Source organism: Pseudomonas sp. NUPR-002, from assembly GCF_056322725.1.
On the sequence record NZ_CM150476.1, the window covers coordinates 4,090,093 to 4,111,901 of the forward strand.

19 protein-coding genes are annotated in these 21,809 nt (G+C 60.2%); 10 read left to right on the forward strand and 9 right to left on the reverse strand.

Annotated features, from left to right (window positions below):
- Positions 1-31 precede the first annotated feature (31 nt).
- The gene (locus tag ACVWSC_RS18620; protein WP_442108531.1) at positions 32-991 is read left to right on the forward strand and encodes a glutathione S-transferase family protein; all 960 of its coding nucleotides are present in this window, start codon (positions 32-34) and stop codon (positions 989-991) included.
- Positions 992-1,061: 70 nt separating this feature from the next.
- Here ACVWSC_RS18620 and cysG read toward each other — a convergent pair whose 3' ends face one another.
- The 6 genes from cysG to ftsK all read right to left on the reverse strand — a co-directional run bounded on the left by cysG (position 1,062) and on the right by ftsK (position 8,565).
- Positions 1,062-2,450 carry a siroheme synthase CysG gene (gene cysG / locus ACVWSC_RS18625; RefSeq protein ID WP_442108533.1) on the reverse strand — a complete coding sequence of 463 codons (1,389 nt, stop codon included), beginning with the start codon at positions 2,448-2,450 and terminating at the stop codon, positions 1,062-1,064.
- Entirely contained in the window at positions 2,451-3,731 is a 1,281-nt protein-coding gene (serS, locus tag ACVWSC_RS18630) for a serine--tRNA ligase (protein WP_442108535.1), read from the reverse strand.
- A gap of 17 nt (positions 3,732-3,748) precedes the next feature.
- Complete coding sequence (crcB, locus tag ACVWSC_RS18635) at positions 3,749-4,123, reverse strand: fluoride efflux transporter CrcB (RefSeq protein ID WP_442108537.1); 375 nt, start codon at positions 4,121-4,123, stop codon at positions 3,749-3,751.
- Positions 4,120-5,445, reverse strand: coding sequence for a replication-associated recombination protein A (locus tag ACVWSC_RS18640; protein WP_442108539.1), 1,326 nt, complete (start codon positions 5,443-5,445; stop codon positions 4,120-4,122). The genes crcB and ACVWSC_RS18640 overlap by 4 nt, the downstream gene beginning before the upstream one ends.
- Positions 5,446-5,466: 21 nt before the next feature.
- Positions 5,467-6,090, reverse strand: a complete 624-nt coding sequence (gene lolA / locus ACVWSC_RS18645) for an outer membrane lipoprotein periplasmic chaperone LolA (protein ID WP_442108541.1) — start codon at positions 6,088-6,090, stop codon at positions 5,467-5,469.
- Between the two features lie 63 nt (positions 6,091-6,153).
- Positions 6,154-8,565 (reverse strand): DNA translocase FtsK, encoded by a 2,412-nt coding sequence (gene ftsK, locus ACVWSC_RS18650; RefSeq protein WP_442108543.1) that lies wholly within the window; start codon positions 8,563-8,565, stop codon positions 6,154-6,156.
- A 356-nt stretch (positions 8,566-8,921) separates the two neighbouring features.
- On the opposite strand from ftsK, the gene aat reads away from it, so the two are divergent.
- The 3 genes from aat (at position 8,922) to infA (ending at position 10,690) form a co-directional block, all read left to right on the forward strand.
- The gene (aat, locus tag ACVWSC_RS18655; RefSeq protein ID WP_442108545.1) at positions 8,922-9,602 is read left to right on the forward strand and encodes a leucyl/phenylalanyl-tRNA--protein transferase; all 681 of its coding nucleotides are present in this window, start codon (positions 8,922-8,924) and stop codon (positions 9,600-9,602) included.
- Positions 9,603-9,659: 57 nt separating this feature from the next.
- Positions 9,660-10,367, forward strand: a complete 708-nt coding sequence (locus tag ACVWSC_RS18660) for an arginyltransferase (protein WP_442108547.1) — start codon at positions 9,660-9,662, stop codon at positions 10,365-10,367.
- A 104-nt stretch (positions 10,368-10,471) separates the two neighbouring features.
- Complete coding sequence (infA, locus tag ACVWSC_RS18665; RefSeq protein ID WP_002553999.1) at positions 10,472-10,690, forward strand: translation initiation factor IF-1; 219 nt, start codon at positions 10,472-10,474, stop codon at positions 10,688-10,690.
- A gap of 113 nt (positions 10,691-10,803) precedes the next feature.
- On the opposite strand, the gene clpA is transcribed toward infA, so the two are convergent.
- Together clpA and clpS are read right to left on the reverse strand one after the other, a co-directional pair.
- Positions 10,804-13,074, reverse strand: coding sequence for an ATP-dependent Clp protease ATP-binding subunit ClpA (clpA, locus tag ACVWSC_RS18670; protein WP_442108549.1), 2,271 nt, complete (start codon positions 13,072-13,074; stop codon positions 10,804-10,806).
- A gap of 30 nt (positions 13,075-13,104) precedes the next feature.
- On the reverse strand, positions 13,105-13,467 hold the full coding sequence (gene clpS, locus ACVWSC_RS18675; RefSeq protein ID WP_009400967.1) for an ATP-dependent Clp protease adapter ClpS: 363 nt from the start codon (positions 13,465-13,467) through the stop codon (positions 13,105-13,107).
- A gap of 225 nt (positions 13,468-13,692) precedes the next feature.
- Between clpS and cspD the strand changes: the two genes are divergently transcribed.
- Positions 13,693-13,947: a cold shock domain-containing protein CspD gene (gene cspD, locus ACVWSC_RS18680; RefSeq protein ID WP_442108552.1), complete on the forward strand. Its 255-nt coding sequence runs from the start codon at positions 13,693-13,695 to the stop codon at positions 13,945-13,947.
- A 58-nt stretch (positions 13,948-14,005) separates the two neighbouring features.
- Here cspD and icd read toward each other — a convergent pair whose 3' ends face one another.
- A complete protein-coding gene (gene icd, locus ACVWSC_RS18685) occupies positions 14,006-15,262 on the reverse strand; it encodes an NADP-dependent isocitrate dehydrogenase (RefSeq protein ID WP_442108554.1) in 1,257 nt (418 codons plus the stop codon).
- A gap of 416 nt (positions 15,263-15,678) precedes the next feature.
- Between icd and ACVWSC_RS18690 the strand changes: the two genes are divergently transcribed.
- The 5 genes from ACVWSC_RS18690 (at position 15,679) to purB (ending at position 21,806) form a co-directional block, all read left to right on the forward strand.
- A complete protein-coding gene (locus tag ACVWSC_RS18690; protein WP_442108556.1) occupies positions 15,679-17,904 on the forward strand; it encodes an NADP-dependent isocitrate dehydrogenase in 2,226 nt (741 codons plus the stop codon).
- 120 nt (positions 17,905-18,024) lie between these two features.
- A complete protein-coding gene (locus ACVWSC_RS18695) occupies positions 18,025-18,465 on the forward strand; it encodes an NUDIX hydrolase (protein ID WP_442108558.1) in 441 nt (146 codons plus the stop codon).
- Positions 18,466-18,535: 70 nt separating this feature from the next.
- Positions 18,536-19,657, forward strand: a complete 1,122-nt coding sequence (mnmA, locus tag ACVWSC_RS18700) for a tRNA 2-thiouridine(34) synthase MnmA (protein ID WP_442108560.1) — start codon at positions 18,536-18,538, stop codon at positions 19,655-19,657.
- Positions 19,657-20,277, forward strand: a complete 621-nt coding sequence (gene hflD / locus ACVWSC_RS18705; RefSeq protein ID WP_045188388.1) for a high frequency lysogenization protein HflD — start codon at positions 19,657-19,659, stop codon at positions 20,275-20,277. Before mnmA ends, hflD begins: the two co-directional genes overlap by 1 nt.
- A gap of 158 nt (positions 20,278-20,435) precedes the next feature.
- Positions 20,436-21,806, forward strand: a complete 1,371-nt coding sequence (gene purB, locus ACVWSC_RS18710) for an adenylosuccinate lyase (RefSeq protein WP_442108562.1) — start codon at positions 20,436-20,438, stop codon at positions 21,804-21,806.
- Positions 21,807-21,809: the final 3 nt, after the last annotated feature.

Here is a 21,809-nt window from a genome sequence, read left to right on the forward strand (position 1 = left end):
TATATTCGAACGAATCGCCAAGGAGCTCAGCATGGGCCTGTTGATCGACGGACGCTGGCATGACCAGTGGTATCAAAGTAGCAAAGACGGCTCTTTTCAGCGCGAAACCTCGCAGCGCCGCAATCAGCTGCCGGCAGCCAAGGGCGGGCGCTACCACCTGTATGTGTCGCTGGCCTGCCCCTGGGCGCACCGCACTCTGATTTTTCGCAAACTCAAGGGCCTGGAAAGCCTGATTGATGTGTCGGTGGTCAGCTGGCTGATGGGCGAAAACGGCTGGACCTTTGACCAGAGCCAGGGCTCCACGGGTGACAAGGTCGACCACATCGACTTTCTCCATCAGCGCTATACCCGTGATGACCCTCATTACACCGGGCGCGTCACCGTGCCGGTGCTGTGGGACAAACAGGAAAAGCGCATCGTCAACAACGAGTCGGCAGAGATCATCCGCATCTTCAACCATACCTTCGATGAGCTGACCGGCAACCGCCTGGACCTCTACCCCGAAGCATTGCGCAGCCAGATCGATGCGCTCAACCAGCGTATCTACCCGGCCATCAACAACGGTGTGTACCGCGCAGGCTTTGCCACTTCGCAGTCGGCATACGAGCAGGCTTTTGATGAGGTGTTTGCTGAGCTGGACTGCCTGGAACGGCATTTAAACGAACATCGCTATCTGGCGGGGGAATACCTGACCGAGGCCGACTGGCGGCTGTTCACTACGCTGATTCGCTTCGACGCGGTGTATCACGGGCACTTCAAGTGCAACCTGCGGCGCCTGGCCGATTACCCGAACCTGTCGAACTGGCTACGGGAGTTGTACCAGTGGCCGGGCGTGGCCGAAACGGTGAACTTCGAGCATATCCAGAAGCATTACTACATGAGCCACAAAACCATTAACCCGAACGGGATTGTGCCGAAAGGGCCGCTGCAGGACTTTGGTGCGGCGCATGATCGGGCGCGTTTGCCCGGGCGGGGGATTTTCAGCAGGTAAGATGCAAGAAGATCGCGGGGCAAACCCGCTCCTACCGCTGTAGGAGCGGGTTTGCCCCGCGATCGCTATTTCAGCCCTGCGATCCTTCAAACCAAGCCAGCTTGTCACGCAACTGCACCACTTCGCCCACGATCACCAAGGTCGGTGCGTGAACTTCGTGCTCAGCCACCAATGCTGGCAAGTCGGCCAAGGTCCCGGTGAACACTCGCTGGTTCGGCGTTGTGCCCTGCTGAACCAACGCCGCCGGGGTATCCGCCGCACGGCCATGGCGAATCAGCTCTGCACAGATGGTCGGCAAGCCCACCAGCCCCATGTAGAACACCAAGGTCTGTGCCGGTGCCACCAGATCGTGCCACGGCAGGTTGCTGGTGCCGTCCTTGAGGTGGCCGGTAACAAAGCGTACCGACTGGGCGTAATCGCGATGCGTCAGCGGTATCCCGGCATAAGCCGAGCAACCACTGGCGGCGGTAATGCCCGGCACCACCTGGAACGGGATGCCCTGCTCGGCCAGTTCTTCGATCTCTTCGCCACCACGGCCGAAGATGAACGGATCACCGCCCTTGAGCCGCAGCACGCGCTTGCCCTGAAGCGCCAGCTTCACCAGCAACTGGTTGATCTGATCTTGAGGCACAGCGTGATCGGCACGACGCTTGCCGACGTAGATACGCTCGGCATCACGACGGCACAGCTCGATGATCGCCGGCGCAACCAAACGGTCATACAGCACCACGTCAGCCTGTTGCATCAAGCGCAAGGCGCGGAAGGTCAGCAGATCCGGATCACCCGGCCCTGCCCCCACCAAGTACACCTCACCCGGCGCCTGGTAACTGGCTCCGTCGATTTTCGCTTGCAGCAAACGCTCGGCCTCAGCGCCCTGCCCGGCCAGCTGTCGTTCAGCAATCGGGCCCTGGAACACGTCTTCCCAGAAACCGCGGCGCTGATTGACATCCGGGTACAGCGCCTTGACCTTGTCGCGAAAGCGCGCGCCCAGCCCGGCCAGCTCACCGTAGGCAGCCGGAATCCAGGTTTCCAGCTTGGCCCGGATCAGCCGGGCCAGCACCGGGGCATCGCCACCGCTGGACACCGCCACCACCAACGGTGAACGGTCGACAATGGCGGGGAAGATCACCGAACACAAGGCCGGTGCATCCACGACATTGACCGGCACGCAGCGCTGATGCGCATCAGCCGAGACCTGGGCATTGAGCGCCTGATCGTCGGTTGCCGCAATGATCAGCTGGCAACTATCAAGGTCGCCCACCTGGTAACCACGGCTGAGGAGTTCGCCACCGCTGTGCCGAACCAGCTCGGCCAGTTGCGCTTCGATCTCGGGCGCGACCACCCGCAGCACCGCACCGGCATCGGCCAGCAGGCGCGATTTGCGCAAGGCAATTTCGCCCCCACCGACAACCAGCACTCGGCTGCCGCGCAGTTTGTGGAACAGCGGCAGGAATTCCATTTAACCGATGACCTCCAGGCCACCCATGTACGGCTTCAGCACTTCTGGCACACGGATCGAACCGTCGGCCTGCTGGTAGTTTTCCAGCACGGCAACCAGGGTACGGCCAACGGCCAGGCCGGAACCGTTGAGGGTGTGAACCAGCTCTGGCTTGCCGGTTTCCGGGTTACGCCAGCGTGCTTGCATGCGGCGGGCCTGGAAGTCGCCGCAGTTGGAGCACGAGGAGATCTCGCGGTATTTGTCCTGGCTCGGCACCCAGACTTCCAGGTCGTAGGTTTTCACCGCGCTGAAGCCCATGTCGCCGGTGCACAGCGCCAGCACCCGATAAGGCAGCTCCAGGGCCTGCAGTACGCGCTCGGCATTGGCGGTCAGGCCTTCCAGGGCTTCCATCGACTTGCCCGGTTCAACGATCTGCACCATCTCGACCTTGTCGAACTGGTGCTGACGGATCATGCCACGGGTATCACGCCCCGAAGCACCGGCTTCGCTGCGGAAGCATGGGGTGTGAGCGACGAACTTGATCGGCAGTTGCTTGGCATCGAGGATTTCGCCGGAAACGATGTTGGTCAGCGATACTTCGGCCGTCGGGATCAGGTAGAAATCGGCTTCGCCTTCGCGGCTGATCTTGAACAGGTCTTCTTCGAACTTCGGCAGTTGACCAGTGCCTTGCAGCGCCGGCGCCTGCACCAGGTACGGGGTGTAGGCCTCTTCGTAGCCGTGCTCGCTGGTGTGCAGGTTGATCATGAACTGCGCCAGGGCGCGGTGCAGGCGGGCGATCGGGCCGCGCAGCAGGGCGAAACGGGCGCCCGACAATTTGGCTGCGGTTTCGAAGTCCAGGCCGCCGGTCAACTCACCCAGGGCAACGTGGTCTTTGACTTCGAAGTCGAATGCACGCGGGGTGCCCCAACGGCGCACTTCGACGTTGTGATCTTCATCGGCGCCAACCGGTACGCTTTCGTCCGGCAGGTTAGGAATGCCCAGCAGGATCGCGTCCAGCTCGGCCTGAATGCTGTCCAGCTCGGTTTTGCCGCTGGCCAGTTCATTGGCCATACGCTCGACATCGGCCATCAGCGGGGCGATGTCTTCGCCGCGGGCCTTGGCCTGGCCGATGGATTTGGAACGGGCGTTACGCTCGGCCTGCAGTTGTTCGGTGCGGGTCTGCACCACCTTGCGGCGTTCTTCCAGTGCCTCGATGCGCGCGACATCCAGGCTGAAGCCACGGGAGGCCAGGCGGTCCGCCACTTCCTGAAGTTGGCCGCGTAACAGTTTGGAATCGAGCATGTCGTTCTCTCGTTGGTTCAGAATTTGGTCAAAGACAGGCCAGCCCAAGTTGCGAGCAGCCCGCCGAATACGCTGATTCCGGCATAACCGAAGGCCAGCGGCGCCTGCCCGCTTTCAAGCAGACGCACGGTATCCAGTGAAAAAGATGAAAAGGTTGTCAGACCGCCGAGAAACCCGACGATCAGGCCCGCACGCAGCTCGACCGGCACCAGCGGGCGATGCACAAACAGCCCGTAGAGTATGCCGATCAGCAGGCAGCCAATCAGATTGACCGCCAGCGTACCGAGATAGAAGTGGCGTGGCCAGTGGGCATTGACCCAATTGGCCGTGGCAAAGCGCAACAAGGTGCCAGCGATGCCTCCTGCGCTGACTGCGGCGACCACAGCGATCATGGTTTTCTCCGTTGCCGCGGGCTGGTGCGGTCAAGCTCGGCCAGGTGCTTGAGCTTTTCGCCGATCTTCAGTTCAAGGCCGCGCGGTACCGGCTGATAGTAGTGCCGTGGCTCAAGCGCGTCGGGGAAATAGTCTTCACCGGCGGCATATGCATCGGGTTCATCGTGGGCGTAGCGGTATTCGTCACCATAGCCCAACTGCTTCATCAGCTTGGTCGGCGCATTGCGCAAATGCAGCGGCACTTCCAGCGAGCCGTGCTCACCTGCCTCGCGCAAGGCCGTCTTGAAGCCCATGTACACGGCGTTACTCTTCGGCGCGCAGGCCAGGTAAGTAATGGCTTGCGCAACGGCCAGCTCGCCTTCCGGGCTACCCAGGCGCTCCTGCACATCCCAGGCAGCCAGGCACAGGCTCAAGGCCCGCGGATCGGCGTTGCCGATGTCTTCGCTGGCCATGCGTACTACGCGCCGGGCGATGTACAAGGGATCGCAACCACCATCAAGCATGCGTGCAAACCAGTACAGGGCACCGTCGGGGTTGGAGCCACGCACCGACTTGTGCAACGCCGAGATCTGGTCGTAGAACGCCTCACCGCCTTTGTCGAAACGTCGACGGCTGTCACCCAACAGGCTTTGCAGCAGCTCTACCGCGATTTCGCTGCCATCTTCGGCAAGGTCTGAGGCGTTTTCCAGCAGGTTGAGCATGCGCCGGCCATCACCGTCGGCTGCGGCCATGAGCATCTTGAAGGCCGCATCACCCAAGCTCAACTGACGCTTGCCCAGGCCGCGCTCTTCAGTCAATGCCCGGTTCACCAGCTTGCGCAGTGCGGGCTCGTCGAGGCTCTTGAGTACGTACACCCGCGCGCGCGACAGCAAGGCGTTGTTCAGTTCGAACGACGGGTTTTCGGTGGTCGCGCCAATAAAGATCAAGGTGCCGTCTTCCACATAGGGCAAGAAGGCATCTTGCTGGGACTTGTTGAAGCGGTGCACTTCATCAACGAAGAGGATGGTGCGCCGCCCGTACTGCCCGGCCTGTTGCTTGGCGATTTCTACCGCCTGGCGAATTTCCTTGACCCCGGCGAGTACCGCCGACACGGTTTCAAAGTGTGCGTCACAAAATTGCGCCAGCAGGCGCGCCAGGGTGGTTTTACCCACCCCCGGCGGCCCCCAGAAAATCATCGAGTGCAGCGCGCCCTGTTCCAGTGCTTCACGCAGCGGTTTACCACGCGCCAGCAGGTGCTCCTGGCCGACATACTCGTCCAGATTGGCCGGGCGCAAGCGCGCGGCCAGTGGCTGGGCGACGGGTTCACTACGAAACAGGTCCATGGACAGCGCTACTACCTCTGGTTATTCCGAAATGACGTCAGCGCCTTTCGGGATATCGAACTTGAATTTGCTTGCCGGGATGTCGCCGTTGGCCTTGACCCCAGTGAACAGGATATTGGTGCGCTGGCCGACACTGTCGATCAATTGCATATCGTTGACCAAACCTTTACGGAACGATAGACGCAAGGAATCGAACAGCGTGTCCTTGGTTTTCGGCTTGAGGGTGAAATCCACCACATCGCCCTGCTCCTTGGAGGCAATGTCGAAGCTCTGGCTGATCTTCGACACATCGCCGGAGAGCAGCAGCGCTGGCGTCTCAGTCAGGCGCTGGTCCAGCTTCTTGATGGTCGCCTGCTCCAGGTCCGGGTCCCACAGGGTGACGGTTTTGCCGTCAGACACTACCACTTGCTCCTGCGGAGCATCGGTATGCCAGTAAAACAACCCCGGGCGCTGCACCGACATCTGTCCCGCCGTCTCTTGCAGGCTGGTGCCAGTGGCATCGAGGGTCAGTTGCGAGAAGCGAGCTTCGATGGTCCTGGATTTTTCCAGTAGCTGGGTCAGACGCGCCACATCCTGCTCACCGGCAAATACCGACGCGCTGGACACGGCCAAAGCGGAAACCAACATCATGCGAATCAGGCGCATGGCAATCCTCATTGCAGTAAGAAAGGGCCTGTGACCGTCGAGGGCCACAGACCAGAGGGTTCATCAGTCGCGGGACGGCCCGGGGGCAATCACTTCGCGCGAACCGTTGGTGTTCATGGCGGTGACCACACCGGCCATTTCCATCGCCTCGATCATCCGCGCGGCGCGGTTGTAGCCGATCTTCAGCTTGCGCTGGACTGCGGAAATCGACGCCCGGCGGCTTTCCAGCACGAATTGTACGGCTTCATCGTACAGCGCGTCGGTTTCGGCATCGTCGCCATCCCCGCCACCACTGCCACCGTCAAAGCCGCTACCGGCTTCTTCGACGCCACTGAGGATGTCGTCGTTGTAGTCTGGCGCGCCACGCAGCTTCCACGCTTCAACCACGCGATGGACTTCATCGTCCGAGACGAACGCACCGTGCACACGGATCGGCAGGCTGGTGCCCGGTGGCATGTAGAGCATGTCACCGTGGCCAAGCAGCTGTTCGGCGCCCCCCTGGTCGATGATGGTGCGCGAGTCGATCTTGCTCGACACCTGGAACGCCATACGGGTCGGAATGTTGGCCTTGATCAGACCGGTAATCACGTCCACCGATGGCCGTTGGGTAGCGAGAATCAGGTGAATACCGGCCGCACGCGCCTTCTGGGCGATCCGCGCGATCAGCTCTTCAACTTTCTTGCCGACGATCATCATCATGTCGGCAAACTCATCGACCACCACGACGATGGTCGGCAAGGTTTTCAGCAGCGGCGGCACGTCGTCCATGCTTTCGCGCTTGAACATCGGGTCGTAGATCGGCTCACCCGCCTCTTCGGCGTCTTTGACCTTGCGGTTGAAGCCGGCCAGGTTACGCACGCCCATGGCCGCCATCAGTTTGTAACGGCGCTCCATTTCGGCCACGCTCCAACGCAGGGCGTTGGCGGCGTCTTTCATGTCGGTGACCACCGGGCACAGCAGGTGTGGAATGCCTTCGTAGATCGACAGCTCAAGCATTTTCGGGTCGATCATGATCAGCTTGGCGTCTTCCGGGCCAGACTTGAACAGGATCGACAGAATCATCGCGTTAACGCCCACCGACTTACCGGAACCGGTGGTACCCGCTACCAGCAAATGCGGCATCTTGGCCAGGTCGGTGATGACCGGTTTGCCACCGATGTCGTGCCCCAGGGCCATGGTGACCGGCGACTTGGCTTCATCGTATTGTGGCGACGACAGCACTTCGGAGAAGCGCACAATCTGGCGGTCTTCGTTGGGGATTTCGATACCGACGGTGGTCTTGCCCGGAATCACTTCAACCACACGCACACTGGTTACGGCCAGCGAGCGCGCCAGGTCTTTTGCCAGGTTGGCAATGCGACTGACCTTCACACCGGCTGCCGGCTGAATTTCGTAACGGGTAATCACCGGACCTGGGTGGATGGAGTCCACCGAAACTTCGACACCAAACTCTTTAAGTTTGATTTCCAGCAGGTGACCGACACCGGCCAACGATTCTGGCGAATAGTTGACCTGCTTTTTCTCGGCCGGATCCAGGATCGAGATCGACGGCAAGGTGCCCTCAATGGCGCTGTCGACAAACAACGGCGCCTGCTTTTCCTTCTGCACACGCTTGCTGGGCTCAGGTGCCTTGACCGGCGCGGGCATAATCACCGGCGCTGGTTGCTGCGCACGTTCGGCCACGTGTTTGCTCAGAGCCTGGTCCCGCTCGATGATGCGTTCTTTGGCTTTGGCCTGTTCGCGGCGATCCGCCACCACCGGGGCAACCACCTCCTGGACCTGTTCATCGACTTCACGCAGTTGCGCTACCAGGCGCTTGCGCTCATTGCGCGCAGCCCACCAGCGGTTGGCGGCGCCCTGGAACAGCTCGAACAGGTCGAGGGTGATCTTGCCGGTGATATCCATGACCTTGAACCACGACAGGTCGGTAAACACCGTCAGGCCAAACAGGAACAAGGCAATGAACATCAGGGTGCTGCCCTGCACGTTCAGGGCGTTTTTGGCCAGGTCGCCCAGGCTTTCACCCAGCGCGCCACCGGCCGAGGCCGGCAGGCTGGCAGCCGAATGGAAGTGAATATGCGCCAGGGCCGCGCCCGACAGCACCAGAAACACCAGGCCAATCAAACGCCAGGAGAACAGCCAGCCGCTCCATTGCCACGGCTGGTGACGCTCACGAAAGATCTGCCAGGTCTTGATCGCCAGCAACAGCGGGAAGATGTAGGCGAAATAACCGAGCACCATGAACAGCACGTCGGCGAAGTAGGCACCGGCACGTCCGGCGGCATTCTGCACCTGCTCGACGTTGCTGGTGTGGCTGAAACCGGGGTCGGACTGGTCGTAGGTCAGCAGCGCCATCCACAAGTACAGGCACAACGCCCCCATGGCGATTAGCGCGCCTTCCTTGAGGCGATAATGCAACTGCTGGCGCCAGAGCGGCACAGGCAAGGGATTCGGTGTTGCGGTGGATTTTTTCAAAACGCGTCTATTCCTGCGCTCAAAGCGCGTCCAACAGTGATTGACCTAATTGAACAGTCAACAAACCACTACTTTTAACATTACTGCCCGCCTACCGCTATGGCGGCACACCAGAAACCAGCGTGAACGGGGGCCAATTTCCTATATCGCAATTGGAGCATGCATTTTCTTTTGTGACAAAGGCTTATGCGGTGTTTTTGTGCAGGTGTGACAACAAAGGGCTGTGCAAGTTGCTTTAATCGTATCGCGGGGCAAGCCCGCTCCCACACAGGATGATTAAGACAGTTCTCCCCACCCTTGCCCCGGGATGCCCTTTCGGGCAATGCTGCCCTCCCCTCTTCTGCCCGTAGACCACAATGCTGACCTGGCTAAGCCGTGACTCCCTGACCTTTCCGCCGCTGGATAAAGCCCTGCGCGATCCCAACGGCCTGCTCGCAGCCGGCGGTGACCTCAGCGCCGAGCGGCTGGTGCAGGCTTACCGGCACGGCTGTTTTCCCTGGTATCAGGATGGCCAGCCGATCCTGTGGTGGTCGCCCGACCCGCGCACGGTGCTGTTCCCCGACGAGCTGCACGTATCGCGTTCGCTGCGAAAATTCATCCGCCAGGGCCATTATCAGGTCAGCTTTGACCAGGACTTTGCCGCGGTGATAAAAGCCTGCGCCGCGCCGCGTGACTACGCGGATGGCACCTGGATCACCGACAGCATGCAGAAGGCTTACCTCAAGCTGCACCAACAGGGCTTCGCCCACAGTGTTGAAGTGCGCCAGAACGGTGAATTGGTTGGCGGCCTGTATGGCCTGGCCATGGGCCGCCTGTTTTTCGGCGAATCCATGTTCAGCCGTGCCGACAATGCCTCCAAGGTCGGCTTCGTGCAGTTGGTCGAGCACCTGCAGCAGGCCGGCTTTGTTCTGATCGACTGCCAGATGCCCACCGATCACCTGCACAGCCTGGGTGCCCGCGCCATTGCCCGGGCCACCTTCGCCGATTATCTGCAGCGCTACCTGGACCAACCTAACAGCGCCAGCTGGGTTTGTTAGGCGAGTTTTTCCAGCTGGCTTACACTTAACGCTAAAGCACCTCCCGAGGGGTTGATCATGACAGAGTTGGCGCGGTTGAAGTTCTATGCCACTCAGCCCCATTCCTGCAGCTACCTGCCAGACGAGCAAGCCACAACGCTGTTCCTCGACCCGAGCCAGCCGATGGATGTGAACGTCTACGCAGACCTGTCGGAAATGGGCTTCCGGCGCAGCGGCGACCACCTGTACCGCCCGCATTGCCAGAACTGCAACGCTTGCGTACCGGCGCGCATCCCCGCTGCACGATTCCTGCCCAATCGCCAGCAGAAACGCATCATCAAGCGCAACGCCGACCTCAGCGTCAGCGCGGCGCGCCCGGCGTTCAAAGAGGAATACTTCGAGCTGTACCGGCGCTACATCGAGCAACGCCACGCAGACGGCGATATGTACCCGCCCAGCCGCGACCAGTTCTCCACCTTCCTGGTGCGCGACCTGCCGTTCTCGCGCTTCTACGAGTTCCGCCTGGGCACCCGCTTGTTGGCGGTGGCCGTCACCGACCTGCTGCCCAACGGCCTGTCTGCGGTGTACACCTTCTACGACCCGGACGAAGAACGGCGCAGCCTGGGCCGTTTCGCCATCCTCTGGCAGATTGCCGAAGCCCTGCACCAGGGCCTGGATGCGGTCTACCTCGGATACTGGATCAAGAACTGCAAAAAGATGAATTACAAGACCCAGTATCGCCCCATCGAGCTGCTGATCAATCAACGCTGGGTGACGTTGAACTGAAATCGTTGGCTTGAAGTCCATTTTTCGGGCACAATGCACGCCACTTTTTTTGCCTGGCGCAGTTGTGCACCGGGCCATTAACTGGACACCGAGGGCTTTACTGCATGTCGAAAGAAGACAGCTTCGAAATGGAAGGCACTGTCGTCGACACCCTGCCCAACACCATGTTCCGTGTGGAGTTGGAAAACGGGCACGTCGTTACCGCGCATATCTCTGGAAAAATGCGCAAGAACTACATTCGTATTCTGACCGGTGACAAGGTCCGCGTCGAACTGACGCCTTATGACCTGAGCAAAGGGCGTATCACCTACCGCGCTCGCTAAGCTGCACCAACAAAAACGCCCGGCTTTGTGCCGGGCGTTTTTGTTTGCGTCTGGGAAAGATCGCGGGGCAAGCCCGCTCCCACCGTGGGAGCGGGCTTGCCCCGCGCTAGGCATTACGCCATTTCAGCCGTCGTCTCGAAGTCGAACACCAACTCGCCATCGCGGATGTCGATGTGCACCACGCCGCCATGTTCGGCCAACTCACCAAACAGGATCTCTTCAGCCAATGGCCGCTTGATCTTGTCCTGGATCAGCCGCGCCATCGGCCGCGCGCCCATCTGCGCATCGTAACCACCCGCAGCTAGCCAGCTGCGTGCAGCATCGCTGACTTCCAGCAACACACGCTTGTCTTCCAGTTGCGCCTGCAGCTCGATAAGGAACTTGTCCACCACGCTCTTGATCGTCTCGTGACTGAGGCGGCCAAACTGAATGATGGTGTCCAGACGGTTGCGGAACTCCGGCGTGAAGCTTTTCTTGATCACTTCCATGGCATCGGAGGAGTGATCCTGCTGGGTAAAGCCAATTGAGGCTCGTGCAGCAGTTTCAGCACCAGCGTTGGTGGTCATGATCACGATGACGTTGCGGAAGTCCGCCTTGCGCCCGTTGTTGTCGGTCAAGGTACCGTGGTCCATGACCTGCAGCAGCAGGTTGAAGACTTCCGGGTGGGCCTTCTCGATTTCATCCAGCAGCAGTACGCAATGCGGTTGCTTGGTGATTGCCTCGGTGAGCAAACCACCTTGGTCGAAACCGACATACCCCGGAGGCGCACCGATCAGCCGCGATACGGTGTGACGCTCCATGTACTCGGACATGTCAAAGCGCACCAACTCGACACCCAGGGCCTTGGCCAGCTGACGCGCCGCCTCGGTCTTACCGACACCGGTAGGGCCGGCGAACAGGAACGAGCCGACCGGCTTGTCAGGTGCCTTCAATCCAGCACGAGACAGCTTGATCGCGGTAGCCAGCGAATCGATCGCCGCATCCTGACCAAACACTGTCAGCTTCAGGTCACGCTCAAGGTTACGCAGCAGCTCTTTATCAGAGCTGGTGACGTGTTTTGGCGGAATTCGCGCAATTTTCGCGACGATATCCTCAACCTGCGCAACATCGATACGCTTGACGCGCATCTCTGCTGGCTGCAGGCGCTGGTAGGCACCGGCTTCGTCGATGACATCGATTGCCTTGTCGGGCATGTGCCGGTCATTGATGTAGCGTGCAGCAAGCTCGGCAGCCGCGCGCAGGGCCTCATCACTGTATTCGATATTGTGATGAGACTCGAAACGCCCCTTGAGCCCGCGCAGGATACCCACGGTGTCTTCCACCGACGGCTCACTGACATCAACTTTCTGGAAGCGCCGCGCCAAGGCGCGATCCTTCTCGAAAATGCCGCGAAACTCCTGGAATGTGGTCGAACCGATGCAGCGGATATCGCCCGAGGACAGCAACGGCTTGAGCAGATTGGAGGCATCCATTACACCGCCGGACGCCGCCCCCGCACCGATGATGGTATGAATCTCATCGATGAACAGGATGGCCTGCGGGCGTTTGCGCAGCTCATTGAGCAGCGCCTTGAAGCGTTTTTCGAAGTCGCCCCGGTATTTGGTACCCGCCAGCAACGCGCCCAGGTCCAGGGAATAGACCACGCTTTGCGCCAGCAAATCGGGCACTTGACCATCGACGATGCGTTTGGCCAGCCCCTCGGCGATGGCGGTTTTACCCACACCGGCCTCCCCGACCAGCAGCGGGTTGTTCTTGCGCCGACGCGCGAGAATTTGCGCTACGCGCTCAACCTCAAGCTCACGACCGACCAGCGGGTCGATACGCCCTTGCCGGGCTTGCTCGTTGAGGTTGCTGGCATAGGCATCCAGCGGGTTACCCGACGATGAGGTTTCGCCCGCGTCTTCGTCCTGCATGTCCTGCTCGCCTTCAGAGTGCTCACCATGGCCCGGCACTTTGGAGATACCGTGGGCGATGTAGTTGACCACGTCGATACGGGCCACGCTCTGTTGTTTGAGCAGGAACACGGCCTGGCTTTCCTGCTCGCTGAAAATGGCTACCAGTACATTGGCGCCAGTGACTTCTCGCTTGCCCGAGCTCTGGACATGGAAGACTGCGCGCTGCAGTACACGCTGAAAGCCCAGGGTTGGCTGGGTTTCACGATCCTCGTCATGCACGGGAATCAACGGCGTGGTGGAGTCGATGAACTCCTGCAGGTCGTGTTTGAGTTTGTCGAGGTTCGCGCCGCAGGCACGCAAAACGGTCGCGGCGGCCTCATTATCCAATAGCGCCAGCAGCAGGTGTTCGACGGTCATGAATTCATGACGCTTCGAACGGGCCTCCTTGAAGGCCAGATTGAGGGTGACTTCGAGCTCGCGGTTTAACATAGCTTCACCTCATACCCAAGTGGCCGGCGATTAACCGTCCTTCTCGATTTCACAGAGTAGCGGATGCTGGCTTTCCCTTGCGTATTGGTTGACCTGCATAGCCTTGGTCTCGGCGATGTCACGGGTAAACAATCCGCATACTGCCCGTCCTTCGGTATGGACGGCTAGCATGACCTTGGTCGCCAGCTCGCGATTCAGGTTAAAAAACACCTCGAGCACTTCGACGACGAAATCCATCGGTGTGTAGTCATCATTGAACAAAACCACCTTGTACATCGGTGGCGCCTGCAGGGCCGGCTTGGCCTCCTGTACCGCCAGGCCAGAACCATCGTCCTCATGCGATTGCGGGCGATCCTGATTGAATGTTAGTCGAATCTGGCTATGTGCATGCATGGAAAGAATTTCATCATTTCGACAAGTTGGATTATGGATTGACCGCACAGGTGATGCAGAACAGCCATCACCTCACCTTGACTATCGGCAAAACGGTGTTACAACCAATAAGAACCCACCGTGGTCGATAAAGATCCGCGCAGTCAACCAGAATTTTCGCAGGTTCATATGCGGATGGAGTGGATGATACTCCAGTGATGGAGTCCTTTGCAGAGGGATATGAGGATGGCAAGCGGTAAAGTCAAGTGGTTCAACAATGCCAAGGGCTACGGATTCATCAATGAGGAGGGGAAAACAGAAGACCTGTTCGCCCACTACTCGGCCATTAAGATGGACGGCTATAAAACACTGAAAGCCGGCCAATCCGTCAGCTTCGAGATAATCCAGGGCCCCAAAGGCTTGCACGCGGTGGAAATCACTTCCGCGACTGTTCAATCCACCTCTGCCCCGACCACTAACCCGGAAACGGTTAGAGCCTGACCCTCCAGGCAATAAAAAACCGACCAACCCGCAAGGGCTGGTCGGTTTTTTGTGCTGCTTACATATGCTTGATCAGTGCGTCACCGAAACCGGAACTGCTGACCAGGGTCGCGCCATCCATCAGGCGCTCGAAGTCATACGTCACGGTCTTGGCAGCGATTGCACCGTTGGTGCCCTTGATGATCAGGTCAGCCGCCTCGGTCCAGCCCAGGTGACGTAGCATCATCTCGGCCGAGAGGATCACCGAGCCCGGGTTGACCTGGTCTTTGCCGGCATACTTCGGCGCAGTACCGTGGGTCGCTTCGAACATGGCCACGGTATCCGACAGGTTGGCGCCCGGCGCAATACCGATGCCGCCCACTTCTGCCGCCAGGGCGTCGGAGAGGTAGTCACCGTTGAGGTTGAGGGTGGCGATCACATCGTATTCGGCCGGACGCAGCAGGATCTGCTGGAGCATGGCGTCGGCGATGGCATCCTTGACGATGACTTCGCGGCCGGTTTTCGGGTTCTTGAACTTCATCCACGGGCCGCCATCGAGCAGCTCGGCGCCAAATTCGTTCTTGGCCACCTCATAGCCCCAATCTTTGAAGGCGCCTTCGGTGAACTTCATGATGTTGCCTTTGTGCACGATGGTCAGCGACTTGCGATCGTTGTCCACGACGTACTGCAGGGCTTTACGCACCAGGCGCTGAGTGCCTTCTTTGGAGACCGGCTTGATGCCGATGCCGCAGTCCTGGTCGAAACGGATCTTGGTAACACCCATTTCTTCCTTGAGGAACTTGATGACCTTGGCCGCCTCGGGAGAACCGGCCTTCCACTCGATGCCGGCATAAATGTCTTCGGAGTTTTCGCGGAAGATCACCATGTCGACGTCACCCGGCTTTTTCACCGGGCTCGGCACACCCTGGAACCACACCACCGGCCGCAGGCAGACATACAGGTCCAGCTGCTGGCGCAGGGCAACGTTGAGAGAGCGGATACCGCCACCCACTGGCGTGGTCAGCGGACCTTTGATGGAGACAACATAATCTTTGACTGCGTCCAGGGTTTCCTGGGGCAGCCAGGTATCCTGATCGTACACCTGGGTGGCCTTTTCACCGGCGTAGACTTCCATCCAGGAAATCTTGCGCTTGCCCCCATAGGCTTTTTCTACAGCAGCATCGACCACTTTGATCATGACGGGACTGACGTCTACGCCAATGCCGTCGCCTTCGATGAACGGGATGATCGGATTATCAGGAACATTGAGAGAATGGTCCGCATTGACGGTGATTTTGTCGCCGACTGCCGGAACCTTGATTTTCTGGTATCCCATGCTGCACTCCGTTTTTTTTGGTGTGGTACGTCATCTGGATCCCCAGAGCGTACCCCAGTTGCACGGCAACGGGAACCACGCAGGAAAATGCCCCGTAATGGGGCAGCATCGTCTACATCTTTGGTCTAAAAAACACGCTTCGACGTGTTGATCTTGATCAATACGACCAAGGGTTTGGTATACTCCGCCGGTGACCAAAGGGTCACTTGGGGCGAACCGTCTGGAACGAGACCTGCAGGCCCCGACAAGACTGAGCTGTTACCGCAGCTCAGCCGTTTGACACTCGACTGATGCAATCCACCATCACCGCACAGAATCCTCGACCTTCTGCTCATGGATGTGTCTGAGCGAAGCGCTTACCCTGCGCACCTCCGAGATTCTGCGCACGCTCAGCAAAACAGAGAGTTAACCCGAATATGCCCACCCGATCCAAGATCATCTACACCTTCACCGACGAAGCCCCTGCCCTCGCCACCTATTCACTGCTCCCCATCGTCGAAGCCTTTACCGCTTGCGCCGACATTGCCGTAGAAACCCGGGACATCTCTCTGGCCGGCCGCATCCTTTCTGCCTTCCCTGAACAGCTCGGCGCCGACAAGCAAGTGGCCGACCACCTGGCAGAACTGGGCCAACTGGCAACCACACCAGAAGCCAACATCATCAAATTGCCAAACATCAGCGCCTCGGTTCCACAACTGAAGGCCGCAATCAAAGAACTGCAAGCCAAAGGCTTCAACGTTCCTGACTACCCAGAAGCTGCCGCTACCGACGCCGAGAAAGAAGCCAAGGCGCGCTACGACCGCATCAAGGGCAGCGCCGTGAACCCGGTACTGCGCGAAGGCAACTCCGACCGTCGCGCACCGCTGTCGGTCAAAAACTACGCGCGCAAGCACCCGCACAAAATGGGCGCCTGGGCTGCTGACTCCAAGTCCCACGTCGCTCACATGAGCCACGGCGACTTCTACGGCAGCGAGAAAGCCGCGCTGATCGAAGCCGATGACAGCCTGCGCATCGAACTGCTGGACAAGAACGGCACCACCACCGTTCTGAAAGAAAAAACCTCGGTTAAAGCGGGCGAAATCATCGACTGCGCCGTGATGAGCACCAAAGCGCTGCGCGCGTTCATCGCTGCCGAGATCGAAGACGCCAAGGCCAAGGGCGTACTGCTGTCGGTACACCTCAAAGCCACCATGATGAAAGTCTCCGACCCGATCATGTTCGGCCAGATCGTTGCCGAGTACTACCAGGACGCGCTGAACAAGCACGCCGAAGTACTGGAGCAAATCGGTTTCAACCTGAACAACGGTATCGGCGACCTGTACGCCCGTATCAAAGCGCTGCCAGCTGAACAGCAAGCGCAGATCGAAGCAGACGTCAAAGCGGTTTACGACGTACGCCCGGCACTGGCCATGGTCAACTCCGACAAGGGCATCACCAACCTGCACGTACCGAGCGACGTTATCGTCGACGCTTCGATGCCGGCGATGATCCGTGACTCGGGCAAGATGTGGAACACCGAAGGCCAGCTGCAAGACACCAAGGCAGTGATCCCGGATCGTTGCTACGCAACCATCTACCAGGCCGTTATCGAAGACTGCAAGCAACACGGCGCCTTCGATCCGACCACCATGGGCAGCGTGCCAAACGTTGGCCTGATGGCGCAGAAAGCCGAAGAGTACGGCTCGCACGACAAGACCTTCCAGGCCAAAGTCGACGGCACCATCCGCGTAGTTGACGGCAAAGGCAACCTGGTACTGTCCCAGGAAGTCGAAGCGGGCGACATCTTCCGCATGTGCCAGACCAAAGACGCACCGATCCAGGACTGGGTCAAACTGGCGGTCAACCGTGCCCGTGCCAGCAACACCCCAGCCGTATTCTGGCTCGACCCACTGCGTGCCCACGACGGCGTGCTGATCGAGAAAGTCCAGAAGTACCTGAAAGACCACGACACTGCCGGCCTGGACATCCGTGTCCTGTCGCCTGTCGAGGCCATGAAGGTCTCCCTGCAGCGCATCCGCGCAGGCCAGGACACCATCTCGGTCACCGGCAACGTGCTGCGTGACTACCTGACCGACCTGTTCCCGATCATGGAGCTGGGCACCAGCGCCAAGATGCTGTCGATCGTACCGCTGATGAACAACGGCGGCCTGTTCGAAACCGGCGCCGGTGGTTCGGCCCCGAAGCACGTACAGCAACTGGTTGAAGAGAACTTCCTGCGCTGGGATTCCCTGGGCGAGTTCCTGGCCCTGGCCGCTTCTCTGGAGCACCTGGGCACTGCCTATGCCAACCCGAAAGCCAAGGTACTGGCGGCGACCCTGGACCAGGCCACCGGCCAGTTCCTGGACACCAACAAGTCCCCTGCGCGCAAAGTCGGCGGTATCGACAACCGTGGCAGCCACTTCTACCTGACCCTGTACTGGGCCCAGGCACTGGCTGCACAGAACGACGACGCTGCCCTGCAGGCACGCTTCGCCCCACTGGCAAAAGCCCTGAGCGAGAACGAAGCGACCATCGTCGCCGAACTCAACGCCGTTCAAGGCAAGCCGGCTGAAATCGGTGGTTACTACTACCCGGATGCCGAGCTGACCAGCAAAGTGATGCGCCCAAGCCAGACCCTGAACAGCGCGATTGCCGCCCTGTAAGGTTCGCTTGACGTAACAACAGAAGCCCCGGCCACGCACCGGGGCTTCTGCTTTTTCGGAACCCATCGCGCCCACTGTGGGAGCGGGCTTGCCCCGCGATAAAAATACAGGAACCGCACAATGACCTGGCAACCGCACATCACCGTCGCCACCATCGTCGAAGACCAGGGCCGCTTCCTCATGGTCGAGGAATTCAAAGCCGGCAAACACGTCTTCAACCAGCCCGCCGGCCACCTGGAAGCCAACGAAAGCCTGCTAGACGCCGCCCGCCGCGAAACCCTGGAAGAAACCGCCTGGGAAGTCGAGCTCACCGGCGTGGTCGGCATCTACCTCTACACCGCGCCGAGCAACGGCGTGACCTACCAACGCGTGTGCTTCGCTGCACGCCCGCTCAAGCACCACCCCGAACGCGCCCTGGACAGCGACATCGTCCGCGCTGTGTGGCTGAGCCGCGAAGAACTGCTGAGCGACCCGGAACGCTGGCGCAGCGAACTGGTGCCGCGCTGCATCGACGACTACCTGAGCGGGCCGCTGCACAGCCTGGCATTGATTCGCGACTGACAGTGACGATGCCTTGACGGCCACAGCCTGATAGAATTGTTGTCTTTTTCCAGAAACACAGCCGGTACCTATGACCAGTCCAGCACTTTACGAACCCGAAAAGACACGCGTTATTGTCGGCATGTCCGGCGGCGTGGACTCTTCCGTCTCCGCCCTCCTGCTGATGGAGCAGGGCTACCAGGTGGAAGGCCTGTTCATGAAGAACTGGGAAGAGGACGACGGCACCGAATACTGCACCGCCCGCGAAGACCTGGCCGACGCTCAGGCCGTGTGCGACCGCATTGGCATCAAGCTGCATACCGCCAACTTCGCCGCCGAATACTGGGACAACGTGTTCGAGCACTTCCTGGCCGAATACAAGGCCGGGCGCACCCCCAACCCAGACATCCTGTGCAACCGTGAAATCAAGTTCAAGGCGTTCCTCGACTACGCCATGATGCTTGGCGCCGACCTGATCGCCACCGGCCACTACGTACGCCGCCGCGACACCGACGGGCGCACCGAGCTGCTCAAGGGCCTGGACCCAAACAAAGACCAGAGCTATTTCCTCCACGCCGTTGGCGGCAAGGAAATCGCCCGCACCCTGTTCCCGGTGGGTGAACTGGAAAAACCTGAAGTGCGCGCCATCGCCGAAAAACACGGCTTGGCCACGGCGAAGAAGAAAGATTCCACCGGCATCTGCTTTATTGGTGAACGCCGCTTCAGCGATTTCCTCAAGCAATACCTGCCGGCCCAACCCGGCGAAATCCAGACCACCGAAGGCGAAGTCATCGGTCGCCACCACGGCCTGATGTACCACACCATTGGTCAGCGTCAGGGCCTGGGTATCGGCGGCCTCAAAGACGCCAGTGACGAGCCGTGGTACGTACTGGAGAAAGACCTCAGCCGCAACGTGCTGGTAGTCGGCCAGGGCAACGAACACCCATGGTTGTTCTCCCGCGCCCTGCTGGCCTCGGAAATTTTCTGGGTCAACCCGATCGACCTGTCCAGCCCGCGCCAGCTCACCGCCAAAGTGCGCTACCGCCAAAGCGATCAGCGCTGCACCCTGGAGCGCACCGAGAACGGCTACCGCGCAGTCTTCGACGAGCCGCAACGGGCGGTCACCCCCGGCCAGTCCGTGGTGTTCTATGACGGTGAAATCTGCCTGGGCGGCGGCGTGATCGAAACGGCCGAGCCGTGGAGCGCGCACTGATGAGCTCGATTCAAGAGCAGTTGATTGCCCTGGGCGGCGTGTTTCAGGCGGCGGTGCTGGTTGACCGCATCGCCCGCACCGGCCAGGCCAGCGAAGCGAACCTGGGCTGCATGCTCGGCAGCCTGCTGGTGCGCGACCCGCAAAACACCCTTGAAGTGTTTGGCGGTGACGACCTCAACCTGCGAGACGGTTATCGCGCCCTGGCCAGCGCCCTGGAACGTGATCCAGGCAGCCTGCAGCGCGAACCACTGCGCTATGCGCTGTCGATGCTGGGCCTGGAGCGCCAGCTGGCCAAGCGCGGCGACATGCTTGATGTAATCGGCAACCGCCTGCCACAGATCCAGTCCCAGGCCGAACATTTTGGCCTGGTGCACGAAAACGTCATCGCCTCCAGCGGCGCCCTGTACCAGGACACCCTGAGCACCCTGCGCCAGCGCATCCAGGTGCACGGTGACATGCGCCACCTGCAACAGCCGAGCAATGCCTCGAAGATCCGCGCCCTGCTGCTCGCTGGCATCCGTGCGGCGCGCCTGTGGCGGCAACTGGGCGGGCACCGCTGGCAGTTGGTAATCAGCCGGCGCAAACTGCTCAAAGAACTGTACCCGATGTTGCGTGGCTAATTTGAAGCTATCGCGGGGCAAGCCCGCTCCTACGGTGGGAGCGGGCTTGCCCCGCGATTAAGATTTATCGGCAGACCATCTGTCAGCCACCCAACCCAGGCGCATTTTTCATGTATGATATGCGCCCTCTCAAAAGCCTGACTGTCCGAGAACACCCCATGCAGCTTTCCTCGCTCACTGCGGTTTCCCCTGTTGACGGCCGTTACGCCGGCAAAACCCAGGCCCTGCGCCCTATCTTCAGCGAATACGGTCTGATCCGTTTCCGCGCCCTGGTCGAGGTTCGCTGGTTGCAGCGCCTGGCCGCCCACCCGCAAATTGCCGAGGTTCCGGCGTTTTCCGCTGAAGCCAACGCACTGCTCAATGGCCTGGCCAGTGAGTTCGCCCTCGAGCACGCCGAGCGCGTGAAAGAAATCGAGCGCACCACCAACCACGACGTCAAGGCCATCGAGTACCTGCTCAAGGAGCAGGCTGCCAAGCTGCCGGAACTGGACAAGGTCAGCGAGTTCATCCACTTCGCCTGCACCAGTGAAGACATCAACAACCTGTCCCACGCCCTGATGCTGCGCGCTGGCCGTGACGACGTGCTGCTGCCGCTGATGCGCCAGATCGCCCAGGCCATCCGTGAACTGGCCCACCGCTTCGCCGACGTGCCGATGTTGTCGCGCACCCACGGCCAACCGGCTTCGCCAACCACCCTGGGTAAAGAGCTGGCCAACGTCGTCTACCGCCTGGAGCGCCAGATCGCTCAGGTCGCCGCCGTTCCGCTGCTGGGCAAAATCAACGGCGCCGTAGGTAACTACAACGCCCACCTGTCGGCCTACCCGCAGATCGACTGGGAAGCCAACGCCCGCGCCTTCATCGAAGACGAGCTGGGCCTGGTGTTCAACCCGTACACCACGCAGATCGAGCCGCACGACTACATCGCCGAGCTGTTCGACGCCATCGCTCGCTTCAACACCATCCTGATCGACTTCGATCGCGACATCTGGGGCTACATCTCCCTGGGCTATTTCAAACAGCGCACCATCGCTGGCGAAATCGGCTCATCGACCATGCCGCACAAGGTCAACCCGATCGACTTCGAAAACTCCGAAGGCAACCTGGGTATCGCCAACGCGCTGTTCCAGCACCTGGCCAGCAAGCTGCCGATCTCGCGCTGGCAGCGTGACCTGACCGACTCCACCGTGCTGCGCAACCTGGGTGTTGGTTTCGCTCACAGCGTGATCGCCTACGAAGCCAGCCTCAAAGGCATCAGCAAGCTGGAAATCAACGAAGCGCGCATCGCCGAAGACCTGGACGCCTGCTGGGAAGTCCTGGCCGAGCCGATCCAGACCGTAATGCGCCGCTACAACATCGAAAACCCCTACGAGAAGCTCAAAGAGCTGACCCGTGGCAAAGGCATCAGCCCTGAAGCGCTGCTGACCTTCATCGATGGCCTGGACATGCCAGCCGACGCCCGTGCCGAACTGAAAAAGCTGACCCCAGCCTCTTACATCGGTAACGCCGCAGCGCAAGCCAAACGCATCTGATCT